This is a genomic window from Bacillus sp. DWP3-1, assembly GCF_049896565.1.
Lineage (GTDB): Bacteria > Bacillota > Bacilli > Bacillales > Bacillaceae > Bacillus.
This window is the reverse complement of record NZ_JAFCUN010000004.1, coordinates 338,031-352,109: the sequence shown is the minus strand read 5'-3', so window position 1 is coordinate 352,109 and position 14,079 is coordinate 338,031. Positions and strand designations below refer to the sequence as shown.

At 42.8% G+C, this 14,079-nt stretch carries 18 protein-coding genes; 1 reads left to right on the top strand and 17 read right to left on the bottom strand.

The genetic code is table 11. From position 1 onward, the window contains the following. Window positions 1-6 precede the first annotated feature (6 nt). The 3 genes from ACP7A0_RS11555 to ACP7A0_RS11545 form a co-directional block, all read right to left on the bottom strand. The gene (locus tag ACP7A0_RS11555) at window positions 7-1,044 is read right to left on the bottom strand and encodes an alpha-ketoacid dehydrogenase subunit beta (RefSeq protein WP_375566937.1); all 1,038 of its coding nucleotides are present in this window, start codon (window positions 1,042-1,044) and stop codon (window positions 7-9) included. 20 nt (window positions 1,045-1,064) lie between these two features. Further along, window positions 1,065-2,042, bottom strand: a complete 978-nt coding sequence (locus tag ACP7A0_RS11550; RefSeq protein ID WP_060595598.1) for a thiamine pyrophosphate-dependent dehydrogenase E1 component subunit alpha — start codon at window positions 2,040-2,042, stop codon at window positions 1,065-1,067. 226 nt (window positions 2,043-2,268) lie between these two features. Further along, on the bottom strand, window positions 2,269-2,742 hold the full coding sequence (locus ACP7A0_RS11545; protein WP_375566935.1) for a SprT family protein: 474 nt from the start codon (window positions 2,740-2,742) through the stop codon (window positions 2,269-2,271). A gap of 99 nt (window positions 2,743-2,841) precedes the next feature. On the opposite strand from ACP7A0_RS11545, the gene cmpA reads away from it, so the two are divergent. Next, entirely contained in the window at window positions 2,842-2,976 is a 135-nt protein-coding gene (gene cmpA / locus ACP7A0_RS11540; RefSeq protein WP_095286213.1) for a cortex morphogenetic protein CmpA, read from the top strand. A 19-nt stretch (window positions 2,977-2,995) separates the two neighbouring features. On the opposite strand, the gene ACP7A0_RS11535 is transcribed toward cmpA, so the two are convergent. From ACP7A0_RS11535 to acpS, 14 genes are all read right to left on the bottom strand, one after another. Continuing rightward, a complete protein-coding gene (locus tag ACP7A0_RS11535; RefSeq protein WP_375566933.1) occupies window positions 2,996-5,155 on the bottom strand; it encodes a Tex family protein in 2,160 nt (719 codons plus the stop codon). 76 nt (window positions 5,156-5,231) lie between these two features. After that, window positions 5,232-5,831: a PP2C family serine/threonine-protein phosphatase gene (locus ACP7A0_RS11530; protein ID WP_375566931.1), complete on the bottom strand. Its 600-nt coding sequence runs from the start codon at window positions 5,829-5,831 to the stop codon at window positions 5,232-5,234. Further along, window positions 5,831-6,619 carry an RNA polymerase sigma factor SigB gene (gene sigB, locus ACP7A0_RS11525; RefSeq protein ID WP_099679665.1) on the bottom strand — a complete coding sequence of 263 codons (789 nt, stop codon included), beginning with the start codon at window positions 6,617-6,619 and terminating at the stop codon, window positions 5,831-5,833. Before sigB ends, ACP7A0_RS11530 begins: the two co-directional genes overlap by 1 nt. After that, window positions 6,585-7,073, bottom strand: a complete 489-nt coding sequence (gene rsbW / locus ACP7A0_RS11520; protein ID WP_106031679.1) for an anti-sigma B factor RsbW — start codon at window positions 7,071-7,073, stop codon at window positions 6,585-6,587. Before rsbW ends, sigB begins: the two co-directional genes overlap by 35 nt. After that, window positions 7,070-7,399, bottom strand: a complete 330-nt coding sequence (locus tag ACP7A0_RS11515; RefSeq protein WP_106031678.1) for an anti-sigma factor antagonist — start codon at window positions 7,397-7,399, stop codon at window positions 7,070-7,072. The genes rsbW and ACP7A0_RS11515 overlap by 4 nt, the downstream gene beginning before the upstream one ends. A 59-nt stretch (window positions 7,400-7,458) precedes the next feature. After that, window positions 7,459-8,466, bottom strand: a complete 1,008-nt coding sequence (locus tag ACP7A0_RS11510; RefSeq protein WP_426005190.1) for a PP2C family protein-serine/threonine phosphatase — start codon at window positions 8,464-8,466, stop codon at window positions 7,459-7,461. Window positions 8,467-8,476: 10 nt separating this feature from the next. Continuing rightward, window positions 8,477-8,878, bottom strand: a complete 402-nt coding sequence (locus ACP7A0_RS11505; RefSeq protein ID WP_034663954.1) for an anti-sigma regulatory factor — start codon at window positions 8,876-8,878, stop codon at window positions 8,477-8,479. 2 nt (window positions 8,879-8,880) lie between these two features. After that, window positions 8,881-9,249, bottom strand: a complete 369-nt coding sequence (gene rsbS / locus ACP7A0_RS11500) for an RsbT antagonist protein RsbS (RefSeq protein WP_003214235.1) — start codon at window positions 9,247-9,249, stop codon at window positions 8,881-8,883. Continuing rightward, window positions 9,209-10,084: an RsbT co-antagonist protein RsbRA gene (locus ACP7A0_RS11495; RefSeq protein ID WP_045210228.1), complete on the bottom strand. Its 876-nt coding sequence runs from the start codon at window positions 10,082-10,084 to the stop codon at window positions 9,209-9,211. The genes rsbS and ACP7A0_RS11495 overlap by 41 nt, the downstream gene beginning before the upstream one ends. A gap of 117 nt (window positions 10,085-10,201) precedes the next feature. Further along, window positions 10,202-10,552, bottom strand: a complete 351-nt coding sequence (gene ndoA, locus ACP7A0_RS11490) for a type II toxin-antitoxin system endoribonuclease NdoA (protein ID WP_003214169.1) — start codon at window positions 10,550-10,552, stop codon at window positions 10,202-10,204. Between the two features lie 4 nt (window positions 10,553-10,556). Continuing rightward, window positions 10,557-10,838, bottom strand: coding sequence for a hypothetical protein (locus ACP7A0_RS11485; protein ID WP_012008995.1), 282 nt, complete (start codon window positions 10,836-10,838; stop codon window positions 10,557-10,559). 294 nt (window positions 10,839-11,132) lie between these two features. Next, complete coding sequence (gene alr, locus ACP7A0_RS11480; RefSeq protein ID WP_066031291.1) at window positions 11,133-12,314, bottom strand: alanine racemase; 1,182 nt, start codon at window positions 12,312-12,314, stop codon at window positions 11,133-11,135. Between the two features lie 136 nt (window positions 12,315-12,450). Beyond that, the gene (locus ACP7A0_RS11475) at window positions 12,451-13,467 is read right to left on the bottom strand and encodes a LolA family protein (protein WP_106037124.1); all 1,017 of its coding nucleotides are present in this window, start codon (window positions 13,465-13,467) and stop codon (window positions 12,451-12,453) included. Window positions 13,468-13,627: 160 nt separating this feature from the next. Further along, entirely contained in the window at window positions 13,628-13,993 is a 366-nt protein-coding gene (gene acpS, locus ACP7A0_RS11470; protein ID WP_375566925.1) for a holo-ACP synthase, read from the bottom strand. Between the last annotated feature and the right edge of the window lie 86 nt (window positions 13,994-14,079).

Sequence of the window (14,079 nt, the reverse complement as noted above, 5' to 3'; positions counted from 1 at the left end):
CTTTCTTTAGTTCAAGATCTTGTCATGACTCTTGCCAATCATCTCTAATACGGTGTTCACAATCTTATCAGGTGTCGGCAGATATATATCTTCAAGAGGTGGTGAAAATGGTACTGGTGTATGAGGAGCCGTCACTTTTTTGATTGGAGCGTCAAGTAAATCGAATCCTTTATCTGCAATCAAAGAAGAGATATCTGCGGCAATTCCGCACCTTGGATTTGCTTCATCCACAATGACAAGCCGATTTGTTTTTTCTACCGAAGTCATAATGGCCTCTTCATCGAGCGGCGACAAGCTTCTTGGATCAATCACCTCAGCTTCAATACCACGTGCAGCTAACTCTTCTGCCGCTTCGAGTGCTGTATACACTTGTTTGCCTACTGCAAAGATGGTTACATCAGAACCCTCTCTCTTCACATCTGCTTTACCAAGCGGCAATGTGTAATACCTCTCCGGCACATCTCCTGTGATATTGTAAAGCGTCTTGTCTTCAAAAAAGATGACAGGGTCCTGATCCTCGATGGCTGCCAGCAGCAGCCCTTTGGCATCATAAGGTGAAGAAGGCACAACTACTTTCAATCCAGGGATGCTTGTAAATAGCGCATACAAACTTTGCGAATGCTGGGCAGCTGCTCTAAAACCCGCCCCATGTGTCGTTCTAATCGTGATCGGCACCTCTGCTTTTCCGCCAAACATGTATCGAAATTTTGCGCCTTGATTCAGCACTTGGTCCAGACAAGTACCGATAAAATCATTAAACATGAGCTCCGCAATTGGTCTTAGCCCTGTTGAAGCAGCTGCCATGGCCGCGCCTACATAGCCAGCTTCACTAATCGGTGTGTCTAGGACACGCTCACGTCCAAACTCCTGTACGATTCCTTTTGTTACTCCAAGAACTCCGCCCCATGCTTCATCATCCTGTAAGTGATCTACATGAGCGCCTCCCGCAACATCTTCCCCCATTAAAATGACATCTTCGTCTCTTCTCATTGCCAGTTTAATCGCTTCATTCAAAGCACTAGACATGCTGATTTCTCTTGTCATTTTCCTCTCCCCTTTCTGATTTATTGATACGAAACATACACATCGGTCAGTAATTCGGTATGATCTGGATATTCACTTTCTTCACTGAATCTAACGGCTTCATCTATCGCTTCTGCTACAGCCGCTTCAATACTTGATATCTCCTGATTCGTCAGCAGCTGCTTCTTTAATAATTCATTTTTAAAAAGAGCGATGGCATCTTTCTCTTCTTGGTGTTCTGCTTTTTCTTGATTTGTTTTGTAGCGCTGGGCATCTCCTTCAAAATGTCCATAATTCCGATATGTCATGCATTCAATCAATGTCGGACCTTCTCCATTTTTTGCTCGTTCTATCGCTTGTTCTGCTGCTTGATAAACGGCTGTCACATCTTTTCCATCTACTTGAATACCCGGAATGCCATAACTGGCGGCTCGATCCACGATCGATTTGCAGCTTGAAGCATAGGAAAATGGCGTCGCTTCCCCGTAACCATTGTTTTCTGCGATGAAAATGACAGGCAGTTTCCAGATGGCGGCGAGATTGATTCCTTCGTGAAAAGTCCCTTGATTGTTTGCACCATCCCCAAAAAAGCAAACGCTTACATTGTTTGTCTTTTTATATTTAGCCGTGAGGGCTGCCCCGCACGCAAGTGGAAAGCCGCCTCCAACAATTCCGTTGGCACCGAGCATTCCTTTATCAAAATCTGCAATGTGCATGGATCCACCTTTTCCTTTACAAAGACCTGTGGCTTTTCCATAGATTTCTGCCATCATTCCTTTTAGATCACAGCCCTTAGCGATACAATGGCCGTGGCCGCGGTGTGTACTTGTAATACTGTCTTGTTCATTCAGATGAGCGCAGACTCCTACAGCAACAGCTTCTTCGCCAGCATAAAGATGGACAAAACCTGGTAAGATCCCTTTTGTAAAAAGCGTGTGTACTTGATCTTCAAATTGGCGGATTTCCTGCATTTTTTGATACATCCAAACGGCTTTTTCTTTTGTGAGTGCCATTTCCATATGGTAAAACCTCCTATCTTTTTTTGCTTGCACTTATATACAAGCAAAAAACGTGCCAACATCATGGCACTTGAAAACTTAGGTTTTGAACGATTCACACCGATCAAAAAAGAGACAAAATGAGACTTGCGTCTCTTTTTGTCTCAATATGTCTACTTCATCTCCTACATATCACGATGATCAGTTCCATTGGCCACAAAAAAAGCATCCCATAAAGGAATGCTTTTCATTCTGTATCGATTGTACGCTGCCATTTTAATTTTCCTTTGCAGACGCCGCATACATAGCGAGAGGTATCAAATCGTCTTTTCCTGATAAAATACTGACCGCATCCTGTGCAGACATATTCATGACGTTTCTGTACACGCCGTTTATTTTGTACGGTCTTTAGCGGTGTACAAAAACGCGGGGCTCCTACTTGTTTTAATAACTCTTTAAAATCCCGGTCACGATGCTGATAGCCCTTCCCCTCAAGGTGCAGATGATAATGACACAGTTCATGCTTAATGATACCGATCAATTCGTCTCTTCCATGCTCCTCTAAATATCGGCGATTTAACTCAATATTGTGTGTACCAAGCAAATATCTTCCGCCTGTCGTTTTGAGACGGTCATTAAAAACAGCTTGATGGCGGAATGCCTTACCAAAGAACTGCTCAGAAATATGCTCTGTTAACTGCTGTAACTCCCTCTCCTTCAATCAAGATCGTTCCTTTCTATAAAAACCTCGAACGGGACAATTTCCCCTTTGCATACATTGAAGGTACACCCACTGTTTCGATCAAAGGAGGAATGGGCGATGCCCAACTGGCTGAAAAATCAGATGCAGAAGGCATTTTTTGAAAAAAATCATTACCAAATCAAATTGCTGAATCAATGCTGGTACTTCTACAGAAAAAAACATTCAGTCACATCAAGGCACACCCCATCCTAAGGTGCGCCTCGTTTTTTGTTTACTCTGGTTTCAGCATGGAGAGGGCAACGCGGCCTTTTACCTGGTCAACGGAGTCCACCCATACAGTTACAATGTCACCAACTGATACAACGTCAAGCGGATGCTTCACAAAACGGTTGCTTAGCTTTGAAATATGTACAAGCCCGTCCTGCTTTACACCAATATCAACGAATGCGCCGAAGTCTACGACGTTTCGCACCGTTCCTTGCAGCTCCATTCCTTGCTTCAAGTCCTCCAATTTCAACACATCTGTTTTCAAAAGAGGTTTTGGGACTTCATCGCGCGGATCACGCTCAGGTCTTGTCAGCTGATCGATGATATCCTGAAGTGTAATGATACCAATATCAAGCTGCTCTGCTGCTTCGTCCAGTTTGACCTCTGCAATTTTCTCCTTTAACTGCTCTGTGCCAAGATCGTCTGGCGTCATCTTGATCATGCGTAAGAATTGTTTTGTTTCTTTATAGCTCTCTGGGTGAATGCCTGTACGATCAAGTGGATCTTGTCCGTCTGCGATGCGCAGGAAGCCGATACACTGCTCATAAGTCTTAGCACCAAGTCTTGGAATATCCTTGAGCTCTTTTCTGCTTGTGAATCTCCCAATCTCTTCGCGGCGCTTGATGATATTTCCTGCGACAGCTTTTGAAAGACCTGACACATATTGCAGCAGCGCCTGTGAGGCCGTATTGACGTTCACACCGACTTGGTTGACGACAGTCTCCACCACGAAGGTTAACGAGCTGTTTAATTGCTTTTGGCTCACGTCATGCTGGTATTGGCCCACCCCGACAGACTTCGGATCAATTTTCACAAGCTCTGCTAAAGGATCTTGTAATCTTCGAGCGATGGAAATGGCGCTTCGTTCTTCGACTTGCAGGTCTGGAAACTCTTCTCGCGCCAGTGCAGACGCAGAGTATACACTTGCTCCTGCTTCATTCACGATTAAATAGGACACCGGCTGATCCAGCTCTTGAATCAGGTCTGCGATGAATTGTTCGGTCTCTCTTGAGGCTGTTCCATTTCCAATCGCAATGACTTCAATGTTTGATGATTGAATGATCTCTTTGACTTTTTGTTTGGCTTCCGCTTTTTTCTGCACAGGCGGGTGCGGGTAAATGACGCCAATATGATAGACTTTGCCCGTATCATCCACGACGGCTAACTTACAGCCTGTACGAAATGCAGGGTCGACTCCTAGTACACGCTTCCCTTTCATCGGCGGCTGAAGAAGCAGTTTCCTTAAGTTTTCAGCAAAAATATGAATCGCTTGCTCTTCTGCCTTTTCTGTCAGCTCTTTGCGTATTTCTCGTTCGATTGAAGGCTGAATGAGGCGCTTATAGGCATCATCAATTGCCGCTTCAATAAACGGTCTCGCCGTCGTCTGCTTGCCTTTTATGACTTGCTTATCGAGATAGAAACGAATATTTTCAGCAGGTGGTTCGATGGCTGCCTTTAAGATGCCTTCTTTCTCTCCACGATTGACCGCTAGTACACGGTGGGGCACTATCTTTTTGATGGGCTCTTCATAATCGTAATACATTTCATAGACGTTTTTCTCATCGCTCTCGATGTCTTTTCCTGATGTGACCAGACTGCCCTTTTGGTACGTTTCACTGCGAATCCATTTCCGCATATCAGGATCATCAGCCAGCTGTTCAGCAATGATGTGCTGCGCGCCTTCAAGTGCCTCGTCTACACTTCTTACTTCCTTTTCTTCGTTGATAAAAGAAGCAGCCTTCTTCTCGATCTCATCGCTTGGCAGCACGAGTACATATTCCGCCAGCGGCTCGAGCCCTTTTGCTTTGGCTACATTCGCCTTTGTTTTACGTTTTTGTTTGAATGGCCGGTATAAATCTTCGACCTCTTGCAGTTTATGAGCTTGTTCAATTTTTTGTTTTAATTCATCCGTCAGTTTGTCTTGTTCAGCGATTAAGCGAATGACTTCTTCTTTTCGGTTCATGACATTTTGGATATATGTATAGCGCTCTGAAATGGTTTGAATTTGCACCTCATCCAGTGAGCCTGTCTGCTCTTTCCGGTAACGGGCAATAAACGGGACGGTGTTGCCATCCTCTAAGAGCTTGATGACACTTTCAATTTGTTTTGTTGAAAGCTTTAATTCTGTTGCAATTTGTTTCAATAAAAAGTCAGATGTCTTCATACTTTGCATCCTCTCACTGTGTCTTCTCTTTTAGTGTATCAAAAAAACCGGCAAAACAGAAAAAAGGTCAGCTATTTTACATGAGCTGACCAAGTACATAGGTGAGATCGTCTTTCTTTTCTTGTGTGTATGTTTCAAGCTGTTTGGCAATGTCTGCAACTGAATGACTATGCTTTAAACACATTCTCATGTTTGGCACATTCAGTCCGTCTGAATACATAATGAATGTCGATCCTTTTTCGTAGGAATAGGTGTAAGTTTTATATTTTCTAGGTTTCCCTGATAAGTATCCTGATGTCGGAAGTGGATAAATATAGTCGCCAGAAGGGGCATTCAAGATAAACCGAATATTACCAACCGAACAATAGGTAAATTGCTGCTGGGAAAAATTCACCTTTAAGATCGCAACTGTGGCCCCGCGTTTATTTTTCATAGCCTGATTGCATCTGTCGATGAGGGTCGTCATATCCTCATGTCCATATTCTTCGACAATTTCGCTGACTAAAGAAGATGATTCATTGGCGAACTGACCGCTGCCTAATCCGTCTGCCACAGCACAAATTAGTTCTTCATCATCTGCTTTAATAAAAAAACTGTCCCCGCAGCATGATTTCCCTTCTTTATTCGATTGATAGATAATAGCATTCACATGCTCATGCTGTTCAATCTGCTTCATTACCCTAGCTCCATAGACGCATCTTCTGATAATGCATCTCGTAGCTTTTTAACTGCCTTCCGTTGCAGTCTCGATACATGCATTTGGGATATCCCGAGTAAATCGCCTGTTTCTTTCTGACTCTTATTTTGTAAATAAGTCAGATTGATAATCTCTTTTTCTCGATCTGTCAGAACATGAAGCACACTCTCAAGCATCATTTTTTGGTTCACGCGTTCGTAGCCTTCTTCCTGTGAGCCGACGACGTCTAAAATGGTAACGGTACTTCCTTCAGAATCAGCCTCAACGCCTTGGTCTACAGACAGCGCTTGATAGCTTTTGCCCATCTCCATTGTTTCAAGTACTTCTTCTTCTGTCACATCTAGATATTCTGCAATTTCTTGTACTTTAGGTGACTTTTGTGTCTCCGTTGTCAGATGGTCAACTGCCATCTTGATTCTTGGGCCAAGCTCTTTTATCCGCCTTGGTACATGGACACTCCATGTCTTATCACGTAAAAAGCGTTTGATTTCCCCGATAATGGTTGGAATCGCAAAGGCTTCAAATGATTTACCGACGAGCGGGTCATAACGCTTAATGGCACCGAGTAAACCAATCATTCCAACTTGTCTGAGATCCTCATGAAAACTTTTCCCTTTGGAATATTTTTTCGCCAGCATATCGACCAGATTTGTATAACATTCGACAAGCGTGAGCTGCGCCTGCTCGTCTTGATTGGTTTGATAGCTTTGGATGAGGCGATCCACTTCATCTTTAGTTAGTTTCATAGTTTTGGATGGTTGTGTCATGGTCAACTCGCTCCCTGTTTAAAAACTTTGTCATCGCAACGGTAACTCCGGAGTTTGCTTGCACCTCGACTTCATCCATCAATGTTTGCATCAAATATAAACCAAGACCTCCTTCTGCCAATTGATCCACCGTATGAGCAGATGTGTAAGGCCCTAGTCCTTCCTGCTTTTGCTTAAAGTCAAAGCTACCGCCTTTGTCAGAGACAATGATTTCTAGACGATCCTCATAGACAAGAAAGCGAACAGCTACCTCTCCATCTTCTCCAACAGCACCTTTGTAGGCATGCTGAACCGCATTTGTACAGGCCTCACTGACAGCTATTTTTAAGTCCTCAATCTCTTCGTAGGCATAGCCCATACGGCTTGCTACGCCTGAAAGAGTCAGACGAATGATGCCTACGTATTCTGGTTTCGCCGGGATTTTCATCTCGATTAAATCTACTGATTCGTTCATTGTACCCCACCCTCTGTATTTGCAGAAATGTCAATGATGTCCTTTAGTCCAGTAATTTCAAACAATCTTACAAGCCGATCCGATAAGTTCTCAAGCTTTAATGTTCCGCCTGCTTTTTGAGCTGCTTTAAACAGCCCAACAAATACACCTAATCCTGTACTATCCATATACGTAACATCCTTCAAACAGATTTCAAGATGCTCTCCCGCCTCGGCTTTAGGCATGAGCGTTTCTCTTAGCTCAGGTGCGGAGTACACATCGATTTCTCCGCTGACACTAATTTTCGTCTTATTATCTATTTGATGCTCTTTCATAGACATATTCATTATGCATTCACCTCGAAATTCTTGTTTCCTAGAATTTTATATACCCGCATATTTACTTTCTAAACCTTTCTTTTCAGAACAAGTAATGTAAAGTCATCATGAAGCTGAAAATCTTGCAGCTTCAGTAAGCTGGCATAGATAGCATCGACCATTTCCTGAGCTGAATAAGATAGGTGCTCTGCTATAAGCGTTTTGATATCCTCCCGCTCTAAAAAACCGTTTTCTGACTTGGATTCTGTCACGCCATCTGAGAATAAGATGACCATATCCCCGACGTCCAAATACTTCTCATACTGCCGATAGTCAAAGTCTGGTGCGATCCCAAGGACAAGTCCCTTAGCGTCTAAATCGTAAAATTGATTCTCTTTTTTGCAATAGAAAAAGCCCGGCTCATGACCAGCCGATGCATATTTAAATTCATGCGTTGCTTTATTATAGCTGCCATAGAACATGGTAATAAACATGCTCGGGTCTACGTTTTGCTCGACAACACGATTAAGGGTTTTTAACACCTTTGTGGGACCGCTTCCTGACTCCGGCAAGGAATCCATCGCATACTTAATCATCGACATACAGAGCGCAGCCGGGATGCCTTTCCCAATCACATCTGCGATCGCGATATTAATCGTATCGTGATCGGTGACAAAATGGTAATAATCTCCACTCATCTGTTTTGCCGGCACACTAATAGCCCCGATATCAAATGTGTCTCCTTCTGGAATTTTCGTTTCCAGAAGGGTTTGCTGAACATTAGCAGCAATTTCGATTTCTGATTTAATTTCTTGCTGGATGCCTCTAAGTGTTAAATGTTCCTGGTAAGCTAGTCCGTACCCAATCATGACTTCAATTAAGAAGTCTAGTGAATGAAAGACATCTTTCGGCAAATCAGGGTATAGCTCCTGAATCACTTTTCGGTGAACACTCACTATTTCTTCAGGAGGTATTTGATGCTCAATGGTTTTTCGGCTAAATTTTTGAGCTTGATAAAGCGATGTTTCAGTTAAATCACTGATATAACGACTGAGCAGCTGATGATACCGCTGCTCCATTACCTCCTTAAAATCCATGGTTTCCCTCCTAGCGAAGCCACTTAACAGCTTTTATCTCCGTTCCTTGTTCTTGTGTAGAATCTAATTCAAAATCATCCATCAGTCTTCTGACTCCCGGAAGACCTGCTCCGAGTCCGCCTGATGTAGAAAAACCGTCTTCCATCACTTTACGTATATCCATGATGCCAGGCCCTTCATCGGCTGCAATGATTTTGAGTCCACGCTTTCCGCGCTCCATCACTTCTTCTATACAAATCTGACCTTTACCAGCGTATAAATAGATGTTTCGAGCTAGTTCAGAAATGGCCGTCGTAATTCTTGCTTGGTCAACTGTTCCAAATCCTAATTCTTTAGCAACATTTCGCCCCAGTTGTCTTGCCGCAACTATGTCCCATTCCGTCAAAATTTTCACACAGGATTGGTCTTTCATATCTATTCCCCCAATTCCCGCTTCAATGTCTCAAGCCCTTGTTCAAGATCTAATGCTGTCTGAATTTCTTCCAGTGATATACCAAGTTCAATGAGTGTTACAGCGACTGCCGGCTGTATTCCTGTTAATACAACTTTTGCCCCCATGAGCTTTGACATCGTGATGACATCGCCTAATACTTTTGCGATAAATGAATCAATCATATCAACAGATGTTAGGTCAATGACAACGCCGTTCGCTCCTGTTTCATGAATTTTATTCAGCAAGTCTTCTTGAAAGTGAAGGGCTGTTTGGTCATCAAGCTCCCACTGTATCGAAATTAGAAGACAATTATATAATTTTAAGATTGGAATCTTCGGGTGATTTCTCACTGGGTTTCCCCTCCAATGAAACAATTTTTCGATTTGTCATTTCTAAAGCAGTTTGAATTCCTTTTTGAAGGGTATTCTTTGTTGTAACTTGAGATAAATCAATTCCAAGGGTGACGATGGTTTGGGCGATTTCTGGGCGAATACCGACCAATAAGCATTTTGCACCTACTAATCTCACAGCCTCTGACGCTTGAATGATATGGTGTGCCACCATTGTATCGACGACAGGTACACCGGTGATGTCGATTAAGACCACCTGTGACCGATGCTTCACAACGCCATTTAACAAATTCTCCATGATCTTCTTCGCACGGTCTGTATCAATTGTGCCGACAAGAGGCATGACAGTGATGTGCTCAAACACCGGAATCAGCGGAGCAGAAAGTTCCTGTAACGCAATTTTTTGAAGGTTGACGGTTTTCTCCCATGAGATGGAGTAGTGATTCAATATTTCGTTATGAACTGGTGAGATGAACCGATCAATTTCCCATATGAGCTCATTACTTCCTTGTTCAGTATTTTTGTCACTGTTCATTTTGTGATATAAGTGTGAACGGATTTCCGTTAGCCCTTTTGCCAGTAACTTAAGTGATATACCCATTTGTACAATTTTTAAAGCAAAAGATTGCACTTTTTCTTCAAAATCCTCAGCATTCGCCTCTGAAAGGGATGCCAGAATAAGCTGGACATATTCGGAACAAATCGTTTCATACATTTTATCGTTTAGCATCATGTCCGTTTCTTCTTCTCCGAGTCGTTTGAAGATGTCAGTCCATTCTTTTTCTAATTCCTTTTGGTGCGCTCTCGCAAAAGCTAACACGATATGATTCGACATAATTTACCCCCTACATACATAAAAAACAATAACTTTCATTCTCTCTCCATTATAGCCTTAATAAAAAATGAACACAAAAAAAAGTTGCTCACAGGAGAGCAACCAAATATCACCATATTAAAAATCAATAAGAGCCAAACTAACTTGTAAGGCTTCATCAACCTTCTCCATCATCTCATCATCAAGATGTGTGATTTTATCTGTCAATCTTTGTTTATCGATTGTACGAATCTGTTCCAAAAGAATGACAGAATCTCGTTCAAAGCCGTAGCGCTTTGCATTGATTTCGACGTGAGTCGGTAATTTCGCTTTTTGTATTTGGGCTGTTATGGCTGCAACGATAGCAGTCGGGCTGAAGCGATTTCCAATGTCATTTTGAATCACCAATACCGGGCGAACCCCGCCCTGCTCGGAGCCAACAACAGGAGATAAATCAGCAAAGTAAACATCACCGCGTTTAACAATCAAATGTTTAACCCCCGCTGACTAATCGCTCAACTGTATTCTCAGCCTCAAACTCTGCGTATTGTGCCTCTGAAGAGATATTCAGATTAATTTTCGCCATCTCCATGTAGCCGCGTCTCATCGATTCACGATTTTGTCGAATATTACGTTCACGAATATACGTTTTTGTCGCTCGGTAGATCAATTCATTTCTTGTTACCTTATCCTGCTCTGCTACTCGTTCGATCTCAGACATTAAAGTCTCCGGCAGTCGAATCTTCATTTCGTTTGTTGCGCTGGATTCAGACAAAAAACATACACCTCCACAAAACTTACGGATACCGTATCGATCCATTCCAAGACTAATCATACCATTATTCAATGCACAAGCAAAGCTGTTTTTTCATGATTTCTTATTAGAACATGAAGCGGCTCGCCACCCGTAAATCAAGATGATAATGGAGTTCCTCTTTCCCATTATACGCTTTTTTCCGAAAATCATACGGTATTTCCAAAATCTCTAAAAAAGGGGAGAATGTTTACCCTACTTTTGTCGAATAAAAAAGAACGAAGTCAGTTTGACCATCGTTCTTTTGAACACTGTTTATAAAAAGCTTGGCCCGCTTTGAAGCAGCGGATTCCGTACATGCACTCTTTTGCCGTCCTCCATATATACTCTTGGGATGCGGTGGCCAATCGAGCAAGTGACTTCATAGTTAATGGTTTCAAGCCTTTTTGCGATTTCATCGACTGATACCATGTCTTCCCCTTGCTTACCAATTAAAACGACCGGCTCCCCTACTGGAAGATTGTCTTTCAGTTCAATCATGAATTGATCCATGCAAACCCTTCCTGCGATCTTCCGGCGCTTTCCGCCAACGAGCACTTCCGTTCCTGCCAGCTTCCTGATCCACCCATCTGCATAGCCGACTGGAACCGTGCCGATCCACGTATCTTGATTGGCTGTATACGTCGCCCCGTAGCTGACACTCTCACCCTTTTGAATGTGCTTCACATGGGCAAGCTTTGTATGAAGAGACATGGCTTCTTCCAGCTTGAAAGGCAATTCATCCTTGATTTCTTCTGACGGTGACAGCCCGTACATACTGATGCCGAAGCGAACCATATTAAACAAAACGTCTTTAAACCTTAGACCTGCTGCACTGTTGGCGCAATGAACGAGCAGCTTGTCCGTATGAAGCGGCTCGAGCAATGTTTGAAAGGTATCGACCTGCCGATCAAAGTAGGCCTCATCCTTTTCATCTGCTGTCGCAAAGTGAGTAAATACGCCTTCCAGCTGTAAATAAGAGTGTTCACTGACAAGCTTTTTCACTTCGTTCACTTGCTCTATCGTTTTCACACCTAATCGGTTCATTCCGCTGTCTATTTTCAAATGAAAACGTATAGGTTGTCCCATCTGCCCTTTCATCATTGTGGTGACTTCTCTCAGCCAATCGATGGAGTAAGCGGTCATGATGACATTGTATCGAACGGCGGCTTTGACATATTCCGGCGGTACGGCGCCGAGTACAAGAATCGGTGCTTTGATGCCTTTATTTCTTAAAGAGACGGCCTCATCTAAAAAGGCTACGGCTAATAAGTCTGCTCCTGCTTTGAGGGCAGCTCTTGCCACTTCTATATCTCCATGTCCATATGCATTGGCTTTCACCACAGCCATCAGTTGAACACTTTGACCAATATGATCTTTCATATGTGAAACATTATGCTTAATTGCTGTTAAATTAATTTCTGCCCATGTGTCTCTATAAAAGGCATTTGTGTCCATCCGTCACACTTCCCTATTGAATGATTCAATACCTTTATTATGATACTAAAAATCAAGAATAATGTGAAACAAATCAAAGAAAATCAGCCCTTGCATAGGGCTGATGTTTCATTTCCAAGGCTCTCGCCTGAGATATTTATTTAGCTGACTGGCCTTCTACACTCTTTGCAACCATCAAGAGCTCTTCCTTCGATAGATCACTTGAAGAAATCAAGTAGTCCACTCCGTCAGATGTCCATGAAAGGGATTGATCTGTGAGAACCCCAACTGTCATGCCAAGGTCGACTGGCTCGCCGTTCATCGTCACAGGCGTAGATGCTTCAGCTACTCTCGCTTTTTCCTGAATGAGTGTGAAGGATTTCTTACCGCCATACGTCATCACATAACGTTTCCCAGCATCTGTCATCATTTCTTTCTCTTCCATCTTCTTCACGCCCTCTGGCATATCAACTGGCGTTTTCACCGCAAAGCTGTCAGATGAGTCTGCACTTGTGGCTACATCCATTTGAGAGAGTGTCATGTTTTTCTTCTCATCAAATGCATCTTTGTCAAAGGATTTATTGAATTCAAAGTGAGAGAATTCCACTTTCACCATTGGCTTTTTGTCGCTATCCAGTACTTTCACACTGGCAGGCGCCATTGTTTTTTTATGAAAGGTAATCTCTTGGGTAGGCAGCATTTGGTTGTGCTGATAATTGGTTTTGGTTTCGAACACATACTTTGAATCTTTCGCTTTGAACTGAGCTGCACTGTCATTTTTAATGTCCTTCACGAGTGATTCAAATAAGTAGACCTGACTGCTATTATTTGGCCAATCACTGTGGAAACGGAAGCTCTTGTTCAATGAAGGTGTCAGCACAAACACACCATTGCCATTTCTTAAAATGACTTGACTCTGATCCTTTTTCGGATTTTCTAAATAGACACGGTAAAGTTCCGGCTTCTTGTACCAAATTTCTACTCGATACTCCTGCGGGTCATTTCCTGTCTCAATGGTCATTTTTGCTTTGGCTTTGTATGATGTCATTTCCTCTGCCTTTTTGTTTAAATCTCCAACGATATCCTGCTGAGATTTTTGACCGCATGCGGAGAGAATCAGTACAAAAAGGATTCCCGTTACAAGCAAAACAAAGCTTTTTCTCACCCTTTTCAACCCCTTCGTTAATTGTGTTAAAAGGAAGAAACCGCTTGTTTGACTTTAACAGTACGCCTCAAGAGTTAACTGCGTACCGCGAACCATCAAAGCCTGTTAGCAACTCGCCCTTCCTTATCGCACTACCCAATATATGAAGGGGGGACAAACAATATGCAGACTAGCTTGACAACCTTTCAATTAAAACTTGTGCAGCAGCATATTCTTTCGTGTGAGTGATGGACACATGAACCTGGTCGCCCATCGTTTTCTTGCTTTTGATGAAAGGTTTTCCATGTTCGTCTTTCTGGATTTCCAAGTCATGAAAGCTTAAATGCCGGCCGATTCCCGTTCCGTAAGCTTTAGCGAAAGCTTCCTTTGCTACAAACCTTCCCGCCAAAAATTCCAGCTGCCTCTTTTCACTGAGTTCGTTAAAGATGTCTTGTTCACTTAACGTTAAAATTCGTTCTGGTAAACGAGGCTGTCTGGTAAGCACTCGCGCGAGCCGGTTGATTTCTACAATATCAATGCCTATTCCTTTAATCATGAGGTACCTCCTATGATACTCGTACTAATTTGGATGTTCTCTTCATAAACGTGTTACTATAAACTTACCATTATCTAGTCAAAAGG